Annotated in this window: 16 protein-coding genes; 4 read left to right on the plus strand and 12 right to left on the minus strand. The window is 72.1% G+C overall.

Translation table 11 applies throughout. From position 1 onward, the window contains the following. The 3 genes from ACFV4N_RS07465 to eccB form a co-directional block, all read right to left on the minus strand. The coding region (locus ACFV4N_RS07465; protein WP_499671660.1) for a WXG100 family type VII secretion target at positions 1-1095 on the minus strand (1095 nt) is incomplete at its 3' end. Further along, on the minus strand, positions 1095-1454 hold the full coding sequence (locus tag ACFV4N_RS07470; RefSeq protein WP_499671661.1) for a hypothetical protein: 360 nt from the start codon (positions 1452-1454) through the stop codon (positions 1095-1097). The genes ACFV4N_RS07465 and ACFV4N_RS07470, both read right to left, overlap by 1 nt. A gap of 56 nt (positions 1455-1510) precedes the next feature. Continuing rightward, positions 1511-3148 (minus strand): type VII secretion protein EccB, encoded by a 1638-nt coding sequence (gene eccB / locus ACFV4N_RS07475; RefSeq protein ID WP_499671662.1) that lies wholly within the window; start codon positions 3146-3148, stop codon positions 1511-1513. Positions 3149-3278: 130 nt separating this feature from the next. Here eccB and eccE point away from each other — a divergent pair, with 130 nt between their 5' ends. From eccE to ACFV4N_RS07495, 4 genes are all read left to right on the plus strand, one after another. Then, the gene (eccE, locus tag ACFV4N_RS07480; RefSeq protein WP_499671663.1) at positions 3279-4640 is read left to right on the plus strand and encodes a type VII secretion protein EccE; all 1362 of its coding nucleotides are present in this window, start codon (positions 3279-3281) and stop codon (positions 4638-4640) included. Further along, the gene (locus ACFV4N_RS07485; protein WP_499671664.1) at positions 4637-5359 is read left to right on the plus strand and encodes a hypothetical protein; all 723 of its coding nucleotides are present in this window, start codon (positions 4637-4639) and stop codon (positions 5357-5359) included. Before eccE ends, ACFV4N_RS07485 begins: the two co-directional genes overlap by 4 nt. Before the next feature lie 246 nt (positions 5360-5605). Next, positions 5606-7174: a S8 family peptidase gene (locus ACFV4N_RS07490; RefSeq protein ID WP_499671665.1), complete on the plus strand. Its 1569-nt coding sequence runs from the start codon at positions 5606-5608 to the stop codon at positions 7172-7174. Positions 7175-7329: 155 nt separating this feature from the next. Further along, positions 7330-7929, plus strand: a complete 600-nt coding sequence (locus tag ACFV4N_RS07495; RefSeq protein WP_499671666.1) for a Uma2 family endonuclease — start codon at positions 7330-7332, stop codon at positions 7927-7929. A 3-nt stretch (positions 7930-7932) separates the two neighbouring features. Here ACFV4N_RS07495 and truA read toward each other — a convergent pair whose 3' ends face one another. From truA to ACFV4N_RS07540, 9 genes are all read right to left on the minus strand, one after another. Then, the gene (gene truA, locus ACFV4N_RS07500; protein ID WP_499671667.1) at positions 7933-8721 is read right to left on the minus strand and encodes a tRNA pseudouridine(38-40) synthase TruA; all 789 of its coding nucleotides are present in this window, start codon (positions 8719-8721) and stop codon (positions 7933-7935) included. Positions 8722-8780: 59 nt separating this feature from the next. Then, positions 8781-9350: a 50S ribosomal protein L17 gene (gene rplQ / locus ACFV4N_RS07505; RefSeq protein WP_499671668.1), complete on the minus strand. Its 570-nt coding sequence runs from the start codon at positions 9348-9350 to the stop codon at positions 8781-8783. A gap of 58 nt (positions 9351-9408) precedes the next feature. Then, entirely contained in the window at positions 9409-10467 is a 1059-nt protein-coding gene (locus ACFV4N_RS07510) for a DNA-directed RNA polymerase subunit alpha (protein WP_344036118.1), read from the minus strand. A 145-nt stretch (positions 10468-10612) separates the two neighbouring features. After that, a complete protein-coding gene (rpsD, locus tag ACFV4N_RS07515) occupies positions 10613-11218 on the minus strand; it encodes a 30S ribosomal protein S4 (RefSeq protein WP_309117516.1) in 606 nt (201 codons plus the stop codon). A 23-nt stretch (positions 11219-11241) separates the two neighbouring features. Continuing rightward, on the minus strand, positions 11242-11649 hold the full coding sequence (gene rpsK / locus ACFV4N_RS07520; protein WP_015105236.1) for a 30S ribosomal protein S11: 408 nt from the start codon (positions 11647-11649) through the stop codon (positions 11242-11244). A gap of 33 nt (positions 11650-11682) precedes the next feature. Further along, positions 11683-12063 carry a 30S ribosomal protein S13 gene (rpsM, locus tag ACFV4N_RS07525; RefSeq protein WP_380723443.1) on the minus strand — a complete coding sequence of 127 codons (381 nt, stop codon included), beginning with the start codon at positions 12061-12063 and terminating at the stop codon, positions 11683-11685. A gap of 210 nt (positions 12064-12273) precedes the next feature. Further along, positions 12274-12387 carry a 50S ribosomal protein L36 gene (rpmJ, locus tag ACFV4N_RS07530; protein ID WP_010148647.1) on the minus strand — a complete coding sequence of 38 codons (114 nt, stop codon included), beginning with the start codon at positions 12385-12387 and terminating at the stop codon, positions 12274-12276. Positions 12388-12440: 53 nt separating this feature from the next. Then, positions 12441-12662, minus strand: coding sequence for a translation initiation factor IF-1 (gene infA / locus ACFV4N_RS07535; RefSeq protein WP_005166804.1), 222 nt, complete (start codon positions 12660-12662; stop codon positions 12441-12443). A 166-nt stretch (positions 12663-12828) separates the two neighbouring features. Next, a complete protein-coding gene (locus tag ACFV4N_RS07540; RefSeq protein ID WP_499671669.1) occupies positions 12829-13755 on the minus strand; it encodes a DUF1707 SHOCT-like domain-containing protein in 927 nt (308 codons plus the stop codon). Positions 13756-13832 lie beyond the last annotated feature (77 nt).

Consider the following 13832-nt stretch of genomic DNA (forward strand, 5'->3'; position numbering starts at 1 on the left):
CTTCTTGGGCTTGCCGAACAGCTCCTCGGTGGTGCCCGTGATCCGGACCTTCGACTTGTGCTCCTGGTCGCCGCCCTGCTGACCGCCCGCGCCGGCCATCGGCGGCGCCATCATGCCGCCCATCACGCCCGCGCCGGCCGGTGCCGCGCCGCCCGCCGCACCGCCCGCCGCGACCGCCGCCGCCGGTCGGGGCGCGGGCTCGGCGGACGGCCCGGCGACGGTCGTCGAACCGCCCTGCTGCACCTGCTCGGGCGCGCCACCGGCGAGACCGCCACCGCCACCGAGGCCACCGCCCGCGGGCACGCCTCCACCACCCGGGACACCGCCGCCACCACCGCCACCGCCACCGGCCGCGGCGGGCTTCGGGTCGGTGGGCTGGTCTGCTCCGGGCTTGTCGGTTCCGGGCTTGTCGGTTCCGGGCTCCTCCGCGCCGGGCTCCCCCGTCGCGAGCCGGTCGGGCGCGGGCGTCCCGGGCGCGCTGAACGTCCAGTCCCGCTCGGGGTAGCGGTGCTCCAGCTCGACGGAGCCGAACCCCTCCGGGCCGGACACGCCCTCGCAGAGCCGGACGAACGCCTCCAACACGTCGCGCACCGCTTCGTGCAGCTCGCGCGCCGGGTCGTGCAGCTCGTCCAGCGCCTCCACCACGCGCCGGTCGCCGTCCAGCGGCAGGGCCGCCGCGCCCGACACCGCGTCGGCCGCGTCGGCGTACACCCGCGCCATGTCCCGCACGATGCCCCGGACGCCCTCGGCGGTCTGGTCCAGCGCCTCGCCCATGGCGTGCATGGCGTCGGACATGTCCTGCCCGGCCAGGCCGACCTGCCGCATGTGGTCGACGAACGAGTCGGCGTCCCTGCCCTGCCAGGCCGAGTCGAGCTTGCCCAGGGGCCCGGTCAGGTCGCGCGTCACGCGCTCGACCACGACCCCGGCCGCGCGCCACCGCTCGGCCTCGTCCTGCAGCTCGCCCCACTCGCCCAGCACCGGCGCGAAGTACTCGGCGACCAGGTCGCGCACGCCGAGCCGGCGGCTGATGCCGGACAGGTAGTCCAGCTCCGGCCCGACTTCGGCGGCGAGCTGCGCGCCGTCCCCGGCCCGCATCAGCCCGCACCGCCCAAACGCCTGCCGGCGGCGCGGACCAGCGCGACCGCCTCGTCGTCCTGGCTGCCGTAGTGCTCGGACACGCGGTGCAGCCCGTCGGCCGCCGCCGACAGCACCTCGCACGCCCGGTCGAGCTGCTGCCGGAGCACGCCGGCGGCCCGCTGGTAGGCCGGACCGCTGCGCAGCGCGCGCCCCAGCTCGCCGAAACCGCTCGGCGGCACGGGCGCCCGGCGCAGCTCGTCCCGTGCCCGGGACAGCTCCTCCGCGGCGTCCTCGACGCGCTCGGCGTACAGCTCGATCCAGCGCGGGTCGACCGACACACCCGTCGTCGCCGCGGACCTGAGTGGGACCTCGTTCACCCCGACACCTCCGCACCTGTGACGGGGGCCGGCGCGATCCGGTTCCGCCGTCCGGCTCAGCCGCCCTGCTTCGCCTGCTGCTGCTCGGGCAGCAGCCCGTTCTCCTTGGGCACCGGGATGGAGTCCCAGCTGCGGGAGGCGTCGGTGCGGTTGAGCTGGGGCCCGTTGGGCAGCAGCCGCAGGATCGACTCGGGGCCGGGCACGAACCCGTCCACGCCGAGGCCGAGGGCGCCCGCCGTGGTGGTGTCGGGGACGCCGTACTTCACGCCGCGGCCGGTGATCAGGTGGATCGGGCCGGTGCCGAAGTCCTGCGTGGACGTGGCGCTGCGCACCACGGCCGCCTTGCCCGGCGCCATCACGAACTGGCTGACGACCTCACCGGTCGCGCCAACCTGGTTGATGTCCACCGGCGCCACGCCGGACGGGATCGGCAGCGACGGCGAGATGGTCACCCTGGTGTGCTGCGACTTGTTGGCGGAGGTCACGTCCATCGCCTGCCAGCCCAGGCAGATGACCCGGTTGTTCTGGTTGGCCTGGAGCACTTCCGGGACCTCGGTCGGGTAGTCGTCGAAGTCCAGCTCGGTGACCTTCTGCGCGTTGTTGGTCCGGGCGATGTCCACCTGGCGCGGACGCGCGCCCTGCGCGTACTTCGCGCGGATCAGGTCGCCCGCCGCCCGGCTGATCTCCTGCAGGCCGTTGCGCAGCGCCACGTAGAACACCGGCTCGGCGCCGGTGCGCGCCACCTCGATGACCTCGCCGACCTTCAGGCGCTCGCCCGAGACGTAGTCCACGGGCTGGTCGCGGCCCTCGATCTCGGGCGCCACCAGCGGCTTGGCCTCGGGGATCGCGTTGAGCAGGCCGGAGCTGATCGCCCGCGGCCGCTGGTTGTTCAGGTTCAGCGCGGTGAGCACCTCGGGCTGGGTCAGGTCCACCTTGGCCCGCACCGTGGAGGTGGAGGTGACCTTGGAGTTCACCGGCGCCTTGTAGATCAGGTACGCCTGCTTGTCGTCGGTGCCCGCGCGCACCAGCAGGGCCTGGTTGCCGTCCAGCACCTGGTCGCCGCCGCTGTAGCCGGCCAGCACGGTGGTGGTGAACCGGCCCGGCGACGCCGGGTCGTTCAGCGACTCGTCGAGGGTCAGCGCGTCGCACACCGACCAGTCCGCGCCGATCCGGTCCTGCGGGCCGGGCAGCACGTCCGGGCCGTCCGGGATGCCGGTCAGCCGGCCCTTGGGCAGCTTCGCCAGCGCCTTCTCGGTGACCAGCTTCGGCTCGCCGCCCGCGGCCTGCGTCGCGGCCTGGGCGGAGCCCGCCGGCGCGTCCGAACCGCCCACCGCGGCCTGGCTCCTGTCGGGCTGCTGCTGGGCCAGCAGCAACAACCGCGCGGACGCCAGGTTCGTCATCGGGATGAGCGTCCGGGGGTTGCCCTGCCGCACCACGTAGACCTGGCCGGTCTCCTTGGAGATGGCGATCTGCGTCTGGTCGTCCACCTGCGGGTCCGGGGAGAAGAACCCGTAGATCAGGAAACCGATGAGGATCACGATGCCGAGCAGGACGCCGACCGCGGTCGCGCGCGAGTGCGTGCGCATCGGGTCGTGCAGCATCACCGCGTCCCTGCGGACCAGGGCGGACTGCATCCGGCGCAGCACGAATCGGTACGCCTGGACCTGTGACTTGGTGGTGGGTGTTGATGCCATTCTCGGCTCGCTGCTCTCCCAGTCGCGGTACGGTCTTGCACGATAGCCGGACGGCGGGTGGTCCGTGTGCGGGTTGGCCAGACCCGCCCGGTCCGCCCGGCGCACGCCGACGGAAAGAGAACCAGACCGGATGTCCGTCACCACTCCTCGACCGGGTCCCGCCCCGCAGCAGCAGCCGGGGCCGCCCAACCCCGCCGCGGCCCGCCCGCAGTCCGCCGGGAACGCCGTGCGCGCCGCCCTGCTCCGCGCCCGCCGCCGCACCGCCGGCGCGAGCCTGGGCGCGCTGCCGGTCGCCAACCTGGTGGTGCTGGAGGTCGGCATCGCCATCGGCCTGGTGCTGATCGCGGTCGGCGCGACCGGCGACGGCGTCGCGCCCGTGCCCCTGTACGTGGCGGGCGGCGTGGTGCTGATCGCGCTGGTCCTCGCGTTCACGAAGTCCCGGGGCCGCTGGCTGACCCAGTGGATCTCGCTCGTCGTGCGCTACAGCTCCCGCTCGCACACCCGCACCGCCAAGCGCGGCGGCCCGGTGGAGATGAAGCCGCCGTCGGAGGAGGAGAACTCGGTCATCGGCCCGGACGACCCGCGGGTGGCGCTGCTGCGCCTCGCGGTGCCGGACCTGGTGGTGGCCAAGGGCATCGACCACGAGCGCAACCCGCTGGGCCTGGCGTGGCACCAGGGCGCGTGGACCGCCGTGCTGCTGGTCGACCCGGCCCCGAACCTGATCACCGCCGTGGGCAGCGCGCCGTCGCTGCCGCTGGGCGCGCTGGCCCCGACGCTGGAGGACCGCGGCGTGGTGCTGGACGCGATCTCGGTGATCTGGCACTGCTACCCCGGCAGCGCGGCGCTGCCGGTGAACTCCCCGGCGCTGAACTCCTACCTGGAGGTGCTGGGCCCGCTGCCCGCGGCCGCGCGGCGCACCACGTGGATCGCGGTGCGGCTGGACCCGCGGCGGTGCCAGGCGGCGATCCGGGAGCGCGGCGGCGGCGTCGTGGGCGCGCACCGGGCGCTGATCGGCGCGCTGTCCCGGGTGCGCAACGCGCTGGAGTCGACCGGTGTGTCCATCCGGCCCCTGGACCCCGACGAGCTGATCCGCGCGGGCATCTCGGCCGCCGAGCTGACCTCGGTGGCCGGGTCGAACAACTCGGTGTCGCTGCGGGAGAAGTGGTCCGGCGTGACCGCGGGTGGCGTCGGCCACTCCAGCTACGCGATCACCGGCTGGCCGCCGAAGGGCGTGCGCAACAACCTCAACGCCCTGACCGGCGTGCGGGCCCTGTCGTCCACGCTGTCGCTGACCATCTCGCCGAGCACCGAGGAGGGCCAGGTCGGCCTGCGCGGCATGGTGCGGGTCAGCGCGCGGACGCCGTCCGAGCTGGACCGCGCCGACGACCGGCTGAAGGCGCTGGCGAACAAGCTCGACGTCACCCTGACCCCGTTGAACGGCCTCCAGGTCTCGGGCCTGGCCGCGACCCTGCCGCTGGGCGGTGTGGCATGACCAACCCCCGGCTGATGAACTCGCGCGGCGCGGGCGTGGCCCCGGAGTTCCTGGTGTCGCCGCAGATGTTGGACGTGGTGAGCCCGTCGGGCGACCGCGGCGGCATGGTGCTCGGCTCGGGCCTCCAGGGCGAGCCGCTGACGATCTCGGTGCTGCGGTCGACGCCCACCCGCATGGTGGTCGTCGGCGGGCTGTACCTGGCGCGGCAGATCGCGCTGCGGGCCATGGCGACGGGCGCGTGGATCACCATCGCGACCGGCCGCCCGGCGGCGTGGCAGCCGGTGGTGCGCGCGGCGGGCGCGGGCCAGGACGGCCGCCCCTCGCCGCTGGTGCAGCTGCGCCGGCTGAGCCCGGTCGAGCTGCCGCGGCCGTCGGAGGACAGCCCGCTGCTGGTCGTGCACGACGGCGGGCACGTGCCGCAGGAGCTGTTCCCGCCGCGCTCGCCGTGGCAGACCACCATGTACGTGTTGCCGTATTTGCACCCGCAGGCGGCGACCACCGCGAATAGCGCCGACCTGGTGCTGCTCCAGCGGCTGCCGGTCGGGCAGGCGCAGTTGGCGTCCCAGATCTGGCGCCTGCCGCCGCAGATGGCGCACCAGCTCACCACTTTGAAGGACGACCAGGTGATCGCGCTGGGCACGAACCTGTGGCGACCGCTCCGGCTCGTCACCACGCCCGGTGAGCAGCAGATCCTGGGCGCCGTGCGCCGCGGCGACTGACCGCCGACCCGTTTTGCGCCCCCGGACCGCGAGGTTCGGGGGCATATTTTTTGCGATCGGTCCAGGCACTCTCCGCAGCAATTCGTTGACAGCGGCGGAAAAAGTGTTGAATGACCGTTCGTCCTCTGTTTCGGACTAATTCTTGCGCGCGCACCTCAGGGCGAACTAGGAACGAATCACCGTGTTCGGACGGTATCGGGGCCGACACCGTCCGAACACACCCCTGCGAAGAGGAGACGCCGCACCATGGGAGATGCCCACACGTCCTGGACGAGGAGGCTCGGCGCGGCCGGCCTCGCCACCGGCACGGCGTTCGCGGTAACGGCGGCGCTGACCACCTTCAGCGCCGCGGCGGAGGGTGACATCCGCGGGCTCGGCGCGCCGAACGCGGTGAAGGACAGCTACATCGTCGTGCTCAAGGACCTCGGCGCGAACAGCGCGAGCAGCGCGAGCGCGCTGAGCGGCAAGTACGGCGCCGCCGTCAAGCACACCTACACGCGCGCCCTGCGCGGCTTCTCGGCCACCATGACCGAGGCGCAGGCCCGCGAGCTGGCCGCCGACCCGGCGGTGTCGTACGTGCAGCAGGACGGCGAGGTCACGATCTCCGGGACGCAGGCGCCGACCCCGTCGTGGGGCCTGGACCGGGTCGACCAGGCCGCGCTGCCGCTGGACAACTCCTACACCTACCCGAACGAGGGCGCGGGCGTCACCGCGTACATCATCGACACCGGCATCCGGAACTCGCACGGCGACTTCGGCGGGCGCGCGTCCTCCGGCCGCGACACCGTCGACAACGACGACGACGCCTCCGACTGCAACGGCCACGGCACGCACGTGGCGGGCACCGTCGGCGGCACCGCGCACGGCGTGGCGAAGCAGGTCGACCTGGTCGGCGTGCGGGTGCTGAACTGCGCGGGCTCCGGCACCTACGCGGGCGTCATCGCCGGTATCGACTGGGTGACCGCCAACGCGGTCAAGCCGGCCGTGGCGAACATGTCGCTGGGCGGCGGCGCGGACGCCACGGTCGACCAGGCCGTGCGCAACTCCATCGCCTCCGGCGTCACCTACGCCATCGCCGCGGGCAACAGCAACGGCGCGAACGCGTGCAACTACTCGCCCGCGCGCACGGAGGAGGCCATCACGGTCGGCTCCACCACCAACACCGACGCCCGGTCGTCGTTCTCCAACATCGGCACCTGCGTGGACATCTTCGCGCCGGGCTCGTCGATCACCTCGGCCTGGCACACCGGCGACACCGCCACCAACACCATCAGCGGCACGTCCATGGCGTCGCCGCACGTGGCCGGCGCGGCGGCGGTCTACCTGGCCTCCAACCCCACCGCCACCCCGCAGCAGGTGCGGGACGCCCTGGTGAACGGCGCCACGGACGGCGTGGTGGGCAACCCGGGCACCGGTTCGCCGAACAAGCTGCTGCGCGTGGTCGGCGACGTCACCCAGCCGCCCACCGGCTGCGACGCCCAGACCAACGACACGGACGTGGCGGTGCCGGACCAGGGCACGGCGACCAGCTCGATCACCGTGTCGGGCTGCGCGGGCAAGGCCGGCGCGGCGGCGCGGGTCGAGGTGCACGTCAAGCACACCTACCGCGGCGACCTGGCGGTCGACCTGATCACGTCGAGCGGCGCGGTGAAGCGGCTGAAGGTGGAGTCGGGTTCGGACAGCGCGGACAACCTCGACGCGACCTACACGGTGAACCTGTCGGCCGAGGACGCGAACGGCACGTGGCAGCTGCGGGTGCGCGACGCGTACCGGCAGGACACCGGCCACATCGACTCGTGGACGCTCGACCTCTGACGCCCGACCTCTGACGCCCGACCCGTGCGCCCCGGACAACCGGGCGCACACCGCGCGCGGCCCCCTCACCACCTTCCGCCGGTGAGGGGGCCGCCGCGCGTTTCACCTGGTCAGGCGAGTTGTCGGGCCAGTGGGACAACGACAGGCTCATACTCATGTCGATCCTGGAGGTGGAGATGCCCGCAGCTCTGCAGCACCCGATCGGCCCCCACACCGTCGAGGAATGGCTTGACCTGCCCCCTTCGGAGGACGGGTCTCGCACCGAGCTGATCTACGGGTACCTACACGTGTCTCCCCAACCAGCTTGCAGGCACCAGCGGGTGTCGGGCAGGCTCCTCAGGTTCATCGAAGACGCCGTCTGGGCCAACGACCGCCGGGACCTGCACGTCCTGATGGAGCCGGGCGTCAAGATCTCCTCGGTGCTCCGCACCGGCCTCATCCCGGACGTGGCGGTCTTCGACCGCGACCCCGAGCCGGAGGTGGTCCTCCCCCCGGAGTCGCTGCTCCTGGTGGTCGAGGTGTGGTCGCCCGGCAACACGCGGGCCGAGCAGGAGACCAAGCTGGCCGCCTACGCGATGGCCGGTGTGCCTTTCCTGTGGACGCTCGAACTGGAGGACGGGCTGGAGCTGACCACGCATCGGCTGGTCGAGGAGCAGTACCAGGTCCAGGACGTCATCCACGTGGGCGAGCCAGTGACCATCGAGGCCGCGCCGCTCCCGATCACCCTGGACCTGAACCGCCTCGTCAGCTGGTAGCCCTCAGGCCGGCGCCCGGCGCACGTTCCGCGTGACCGCCGCCCGCGCCGCCAGCTCCCCGTCGGCCGGGTAGTCCACCCGCACCAGCGACAACCCGTGCGCCGGCGCCACCGCCACCTCGCTCGACCGCCCGCTCAGCGACAGCAGCGACGCGGGCCACCCCGCGGGCTTCCGCCCCTCCCCCACCGCCAGCAGCGCCCCCACCAGGCTGCGCACCATGGAGTGGCAGAACGCGTCGGCCGACACGAACGCGGTCAGCAGCTCCCCCTCCCGCACCCACTCCAGCCGCTGCAGCTCGCGGATCGTCGTCGCACCCTCCCGGCGACGGCAGAAAGCGCAGAAGTCGTGCTCGCCCAGCAGCAACCGGGACGCCTCGTTCAGCGCGTCGACGTCCAGGGGCCGCGGCCACGCCAGGGTGTCCAGCCGCCGCAGCGGGTGGGCGCCGTGGGGGGCGTCGGTGACCCGGTACTCGTAGTGCCGCCGCAGCGCCGCGAACCGCGCGTCGAACTCCGCCGGCACCACCCGCGCCGAGAACACCCGCACGTCCGCCGGCAGGGCCCGCGCCAGCCTCCTGGGCAGCCCGGCGACGTCCACCTCGGGCGGCAGGTCCACGTGCGCGACCTGGCCCGACGCGTGCACCCCCGCGTCCGTGCGCCCCGCCACGGTCAGGTCCACGTCGAACCGCAGCACCGTGGACATGGTGTCCTCCAGCACGCCGCACACCGTGCGCCGCCCCGGCTGGCGCGCCCACCCCGAGAACTCCGTCCCGTCGTAGGCCAGGTCCAGGCGCACGCGAACGAGCCCGTCACCCCGCGTGGGGGCGACGGGCTCGTCGGCGAAGTGGGAGTCCGTCAGGACTCGTCCTTCTTCTCGGCCTTGGCGGACGCGTCGTCGGCGCCCTCGGCGGGCTCCTCGGCGGCGTCCTTCGTGGCGGACTCGGGCGCCTCGGCGTCCTGGTCCTCCACCTCGTCGGCCTTGGTCTCCTCGGCGGCCGGGGCCTCCTTGGGGGCCTCGTCCTTGGCGAAGCGCGTCTTGCGGGCGCGCTCGGCCTCGGAGGTGACGGTCTGCTCCGCGACCAGCTCGATCACGGCCATGGGGGCGTTGTCGCCCTTGCGCGGCAGCGTCTTGGTGATGCGGGTGTAGCCGCCGCTGCGCTCGGCGAACTGCGGGCCGATCTCGGCGAACAGCTTGTGCACGACGTCCTTGTCGCGGATGACCTTGAGGATCTCGCGACGGTTGTGCAGGTCGCCGACCTTCGCCTTGGTGATCAGCTTCTCGGCGTAGGGCCGAAGCCGCTTCGCCTTCGCCTCCGTGGTCGTGATCCGACCGTGGGTGAACAGGGACGTGGCCAGGTTGGCCAGCATCAGCCGCTCGTGGGCCGGCGAGCCCCCGAGACGGGGTCCCTTAGTCGGGGTGGGCATCGAATTGCTCCTCGGATTTCTTCCTGATCCTCTGCTCCGGCCCGGCCGCTAAGCGGCCTCAGAGCTGCTCGGTCTCCGCGTAGTCCTGGCCGTCGTCGTGGGTGTCCACGGACGTGTCCGCGGCACCCCAACCACCGTCGGTCGGGTAGTCCGACGCGGCGGCCGAGGGGTCGAACCCGGGAGGGCTGTCCTTCAGCGCGAGACCGAGGCCGACGAGCTTCATCTTGACCTCGTCGATCGACTTCGCGCCGAAGTTGCGGATGTCCAGCAGGTCCGCCTCGCTGCGCGAGACCAGCTCGCCCACGGTGTGGATGCCCTCGCGCTTGAGGCAGTTGTAGGACCGGACGGTGAGGTCCAGGTCCTCGATCGGCATCGCGAACGCCGCGATGGTGTCCGCCTCGGCGGGCGAGGGGCCGATCTCGATGCCCTCGGCGTCGACGTTCAGCTCGCGCGCGAGGCCGAACAGCTCCACCAGCGTCTTGCCCGCGGACGCGACGGCGTCGCGCGGCGTGATGGAGGGCTTGGTCTCGACGTCGAGGATCAGCTTGTCGAAGTCGGTCCGCTGCTCGACACGGGTGGCCTCGACCTTGTAGGTCACCTTCATGACGGGCGAGTAGATCGAGTCGACGGGGATGCGGCCGATCTCGGCACCGGCCTGCTTGTTCTGCACGGCGGGGACGTAGCCGCGACCGCGCTCGACCACGAGCTCGATCTCCAGCTTGCCCTTGCCGTTCAGGGTCGCGATGTGCAGGTCGGGGTTGTGCACGGTGACACCGGCCGGGGGCACGATGTCGCCTGCGGTCACCGCACCGGGCCCCTGCTTGCGCAGGTACATGGTCACCGGCTCGTCCTCCTCGGAGCTGACGACCAGCTCCTTGAGGTTGAGGATGATGTCGGTGACGTCTTCCTTCACACCGGGGACGGTCGTGAACTCGTGCAGCACGCCGTCGATGCGGATGCTGGTCACGGCCGCGCCGGGGATGGACGACAGCAGGGTGCGGCGGATGGAGTTGCCGAGGGTGTAGCCGAAGCCCGGCTCCAGCGGCTCGATGACGAACCGGGAGCGGGTCTCGTTGACCGCTTCCTCGCTGAGCGAGGGGCGCTGGGAAATCAGCACTGGGTTCTTCCTCTCCTACCCCGGCGCCCGCCATATGACGCCGTGGGATGCCAGTCGCGGAGACCGGCGAACGCGCGCGGCACACCATTCCGTGCCGCCGCGGGACCCGACCGGGAGGACGACCGGAGCCGTCCTCCCGGGAGGATCACTTCGAGTAGAGCTCGACGATGAGCTGCTCGGTGACGGGCGTGTCGATCTGCGCCCGCTCCGGGAGCTGGTGGACCAGGATGCGCAGGTTCGACTGCACGACCTGGAGCCACGCCGGCACCGGGCGGTCGCCGAACGAGGCGCGAGCGGCCTCGAACGGGAGCGTCGGCAGCGACTTCGGCTTCACGTCGATGATGTCGAACTTCGACACCCGGTAGCTCGGGATGTTCACCTTCTGGCCGTTGACCAGGAAGTGGCCGTGGCTGACCAGCTGGCGGGCCTGGCGACGGGTGCGCGCGAGACCCGCGCGGTACACCACGTTGTCCAGGCGGGACTCCAGGATCTGGAGCAGGTTCTCACCGGTCTTGCCGGTGCGGCGGACCGCTTCCTCGTAGTAGCGCCGGAACTGCTTCTCCAGCACGCCGTACGTGTAACGGGCCTTCTGCTTCTCCTGGAGCTGGAGCAGGTACTCCGACTCCTTGATGCGACCGCGGCCGTGCTGGCCGGGCGGGTAGGGACGGCGCTCGAACGCCTGGTCCCCACCGACGAGGTCGACCTTGAGGCGACGCGAGATGCGCGTGGCCGGTCCGGTGTAGCGAGCCATGGTGTCTTACTCCTCCCCGTACCTCAGACCCGGCGCCGCTTGGGCGGGCGGCAGCCGTTGTGGGGCTGCGGGGTCACGTCCTGGATCGTGCCGACCTCCAGGCCGGCGGCCTGCAGCGAACGGATCGCGGTCTCGCGGCCGGAGCCGGGACCCTTCACGAACACGTCCACCTTGCGCATGCCGTGCTCGGCGGCCTTGCGGGCGGCGTTCTCGGCGGCCATCTGCGCGGCGAAGGGCGTGGACTTGCGGGAGCCCTTGAAGCCGACGTGGCCGGCGGAGGCCCAGCTGATCACGTTGCCCAGCGGGTCCGTGATGGACACGATGGTGTTGTTGAACGTGCTCTTGATGTGGGCCTGGCCGTGCGAGACGTTCTTCTTCTCCTTGCGCCGGACCTTCTTGACCCCGGCGCCCGTGCGGGACTTGGGTGGCATTCTGGGTGATCTCCTACTTGGGGTGCGCGAGGCTTACTTCTTGCCGGCCTTCTTCTTGCCCGCCACGGTCTTCTTCGGACCCTTGCGGGTGCGCGCGTTCGTCTTGGTGCGCTGCCCGCGGACGGGCAGGTTGCGACGGTGGCGCAGGCCCTGGTACGTGCCGATCTCCATCTTGCGACGGATGTCGGCCTGAACCTCGCGGCGGAGGTCACCCTCGACCTTGAAGTTGTTCTCGATGTAGTCCCGCAGCTTCGCCAGGTCGGCGTCACCGAGGTCCTTGACCCGGAGGTCGGGGGACAGCTCGGTGGCGGTCAGCACTTCCTTGGACCGCGTGCGACCGATCCCGAAGATGTAGGTGAGCGCGATCTCCAACCGCTTCTCGCGGGGGAGGTCGACGCCAGCGAGTCGTGCCATACGGCGCTTGCTCCTGTCGGTTTCGTCTCCAGGTCTGCTCCCCGCCCGATTCCGGGACTGACTCGCTGCGTCAGTGCCGGTCGCTCTCGCGACCGGTGTCCCGGCCCCGGCCTGGAGTCCGGGGGTGTGCCTGGGCGTCGTTCACCCAGACAGGTGCGAAGAGGCTTGCTGCTTGTCGCGTCCGCGAAGACTCGACTCGTGCGGCTCTGGTCAGCCCTGGCGCTGCTTGTGGCGCAGGTTCTCGCAGATGACCATGACCCGGCCGTGGCGGCGGATCACCTTGCACTTGTCGCAGATCTTCTTGACGCTCGGCTGGACCTTCACGCCTGAGCTTCTCCTGCGTCAGCCGGCACGCCGCTGGAGCGCGCCGGAGGTCACTACTTGTAGCGGTAGACGATGCGCCCGCGGGACAGGTCGTAGGGCGAGAGCTCCACGACTACCCGGTCCTCGGGGAGGATGCGGATGTAGTGCTGACGCATCTTGCCGCTGATGTGTGCCAGGACCTTGTGCCCGTTCTCCAACTCGACTCGGAACATCGCGTTGGGGAGCGGCTCGACTACGCGGCCCTCGACCTCAATGGCCCCGTCCTTCTTGCCCATGTCCTCCGCGTTTCGTGACGGTGGGTGCTTGCTGGATATCTAGCGCGGGGCACGCGGCACCCCGACTCCGGACAAGGTCCTTGCGAACCTTGTCACCCACCAGGGAGAACCCCCGGGCATGGCGGAACCGGCGCGACGTGTGCGCCACCCGTCCATAGTACGCGCGTCAGCGCCGCATCCCAAATCGGACCAGGTGTGCGGTGAGGACCACGACGCCGAGCGGGCCGGCCACCCACAGCCACCAGGGGTAGATCGAGGTGTCGGACGTGCCGTTGATGATGCCCCAGATGAGGAGGTTGATCGCGCTGGCGAAGAACCAGACGGCGGTCAGGACCGTGAGGAAGACGGTCGTCCGGCTGCGCTTCTGCGGCACGGGCGGCGGCTCGCGCCGCCGGCGCTGGGGGGCGTAGCCGGTGTTGGCGGCGCCGGCGCCGGCCCTGGAGCCCGCCCCGTGGCCGGTGCCCCGGTCGTAGTCGGAGTCGTAGTTCGGGTCGTAGCCCGAGTCGTGGTCCTGGTCGGCGTGGGCCTCCGGGCCGATCCGGGCGCCCGCGGGGCGGGCGTCGCGGGAGCGGGGGTCGCGGGGGGAGGTGCTCCCCCGCGGCGCGTCCTGCCACACCGGGGCGGGCTCGTCGACCGGCTCGTCCCGGCCGCCGGAGCCCGAGGCGTCCTGCCACTCGGGGGCGGGGCGGGCGTCGGCGGGACGGGCGTCGGCGGGGCGTCGGCCGTTGTCCGCCGGGCGGTTGTCCGGGACCTGGTCACCCACCGGGGTGCTGCGCCACACCGGGCCGGCGGCCGTCTCTCCCTGGACCGGGAGCGGTCGGCTCTGCCACTCGGGCTCCGGGCGGCCGGAGGGCGAGGGTGCGGGTGCCGAGCGAGGGGGTGCGGTGGCGGGGCGGCCCGTGCCGGAGCGGTCCGAACCCGGCAGGTCCGCGGTGAGCTGGTGCAGCTCGGCGTAGCTGCGCGCCTCCCACACGGCGCGGCTGCGCTCGTCGAACTCGGCCTGGGTGAGCCTGCCCTCCGCGTGCGCCTTGGCCAGCTTGTCGGCCACCGCTCCGCGATCGTCGTCCGCGGCCTTGAAGTGTGACTCGTTCATGGGCAGCGCACTTCCTCCGGGCGACAGGGCGACGGGCCGTAGCTGTCCGTACCCGGAACAGCCTACGCCCGTAGCCG

The organism is Actinosynnema sp. NPDC059797 (assembly GCF_042732085.1).
Taxonomy (GTDB): Bacteria; Actinomycetota; Actinomycetes; order Mycobacteriales; family Pseudonocardiaceae; genus Actinosynnema.

What these genes read in the sequence shown, in the direction of transcription:
- eccB (WP_499671662.1), bottom strand. Translation starts at nt 3,148, where the DNA reads ATGGCATCAACACCCACCACCAAGTCACAGGTCCAGGCGTACCGATTC.
- eccE (WP_499671663.1), top strand. Translation starts at nt 3,279, where the DNA reads ATGTCCGTCACCACTCCTCGACCGGGTCCCGCCCCGCAGCAGCAGCCG.
- ACFV4N_RS07485 (WP_499671664.1), top strand. Translation starts at nt 4,637, where the DNA reads ATGACCAACCCCCGGCTGATGAACTCGCGCGGCGCGGGCGTGGCCCCG.
- ACFV4N_RS07490 (WP_499671665.1), top strand. Translation starts at nt 5,606, where the DNA reads ATGGGAGATGCCCACACGTCCTGGACGAGGAGGCTCGGCGCGGCCGGC.
- ACFV4N_RS07495 (WP_499671666.1), top strand. Translation starts at nt 7,330, where the DNA reads ATGTCGATCCTGGAGGTGGAGATGCCCGCAGCTCTGCAGCACCCGATC.
- rplQ (WP_499671668.1), bottom strand. Translation starts at nt 9,350, where the DNA reads ATGCCCACCCCGACTAAGGGACCCCGTCTCGGGGGCTCGCCGGCCCAC.
- rpsD (WP_309117516.1), bottom strand. Translation starts at nt 11,218, where the DNA reads ATGGCTCGCTACACCGGACCGGCCACGCGCATCTCGCGTCGCCTCAAG.
- rpsK (WP_015105236.1), bottom strand. Translation starts at nt 11,649, where the DNA reads ATGCCACCCAAGTCCCGCACGGGCGCCGGGGTCAAGAAGGTCCGGCGC.
- rpsM (WP_380723443.1), bottom strand. Translation starts at nt 12,063, where the DNA reads ATGGCACGACTCGCTGGCGTCGACCTCCCCCGCGAGAAGCGGTTGGAG.
- infA (WP_005166804.1), bottom strand. Translation starts at nt 12,662, where the DNA reads ATGGGCAAGAAGGACGGGGCCATTGAGGTCGAGGGCCGCGTAGTCGAG.
- ACFV4N_RS07540 (WP_499671669.1), bottom strand. Translation starts at nt 13,755, where the DNA reads ATGAACGAGTCACACTTCAAGGCCGCGGACGACGATCGCGGAGCGGTG.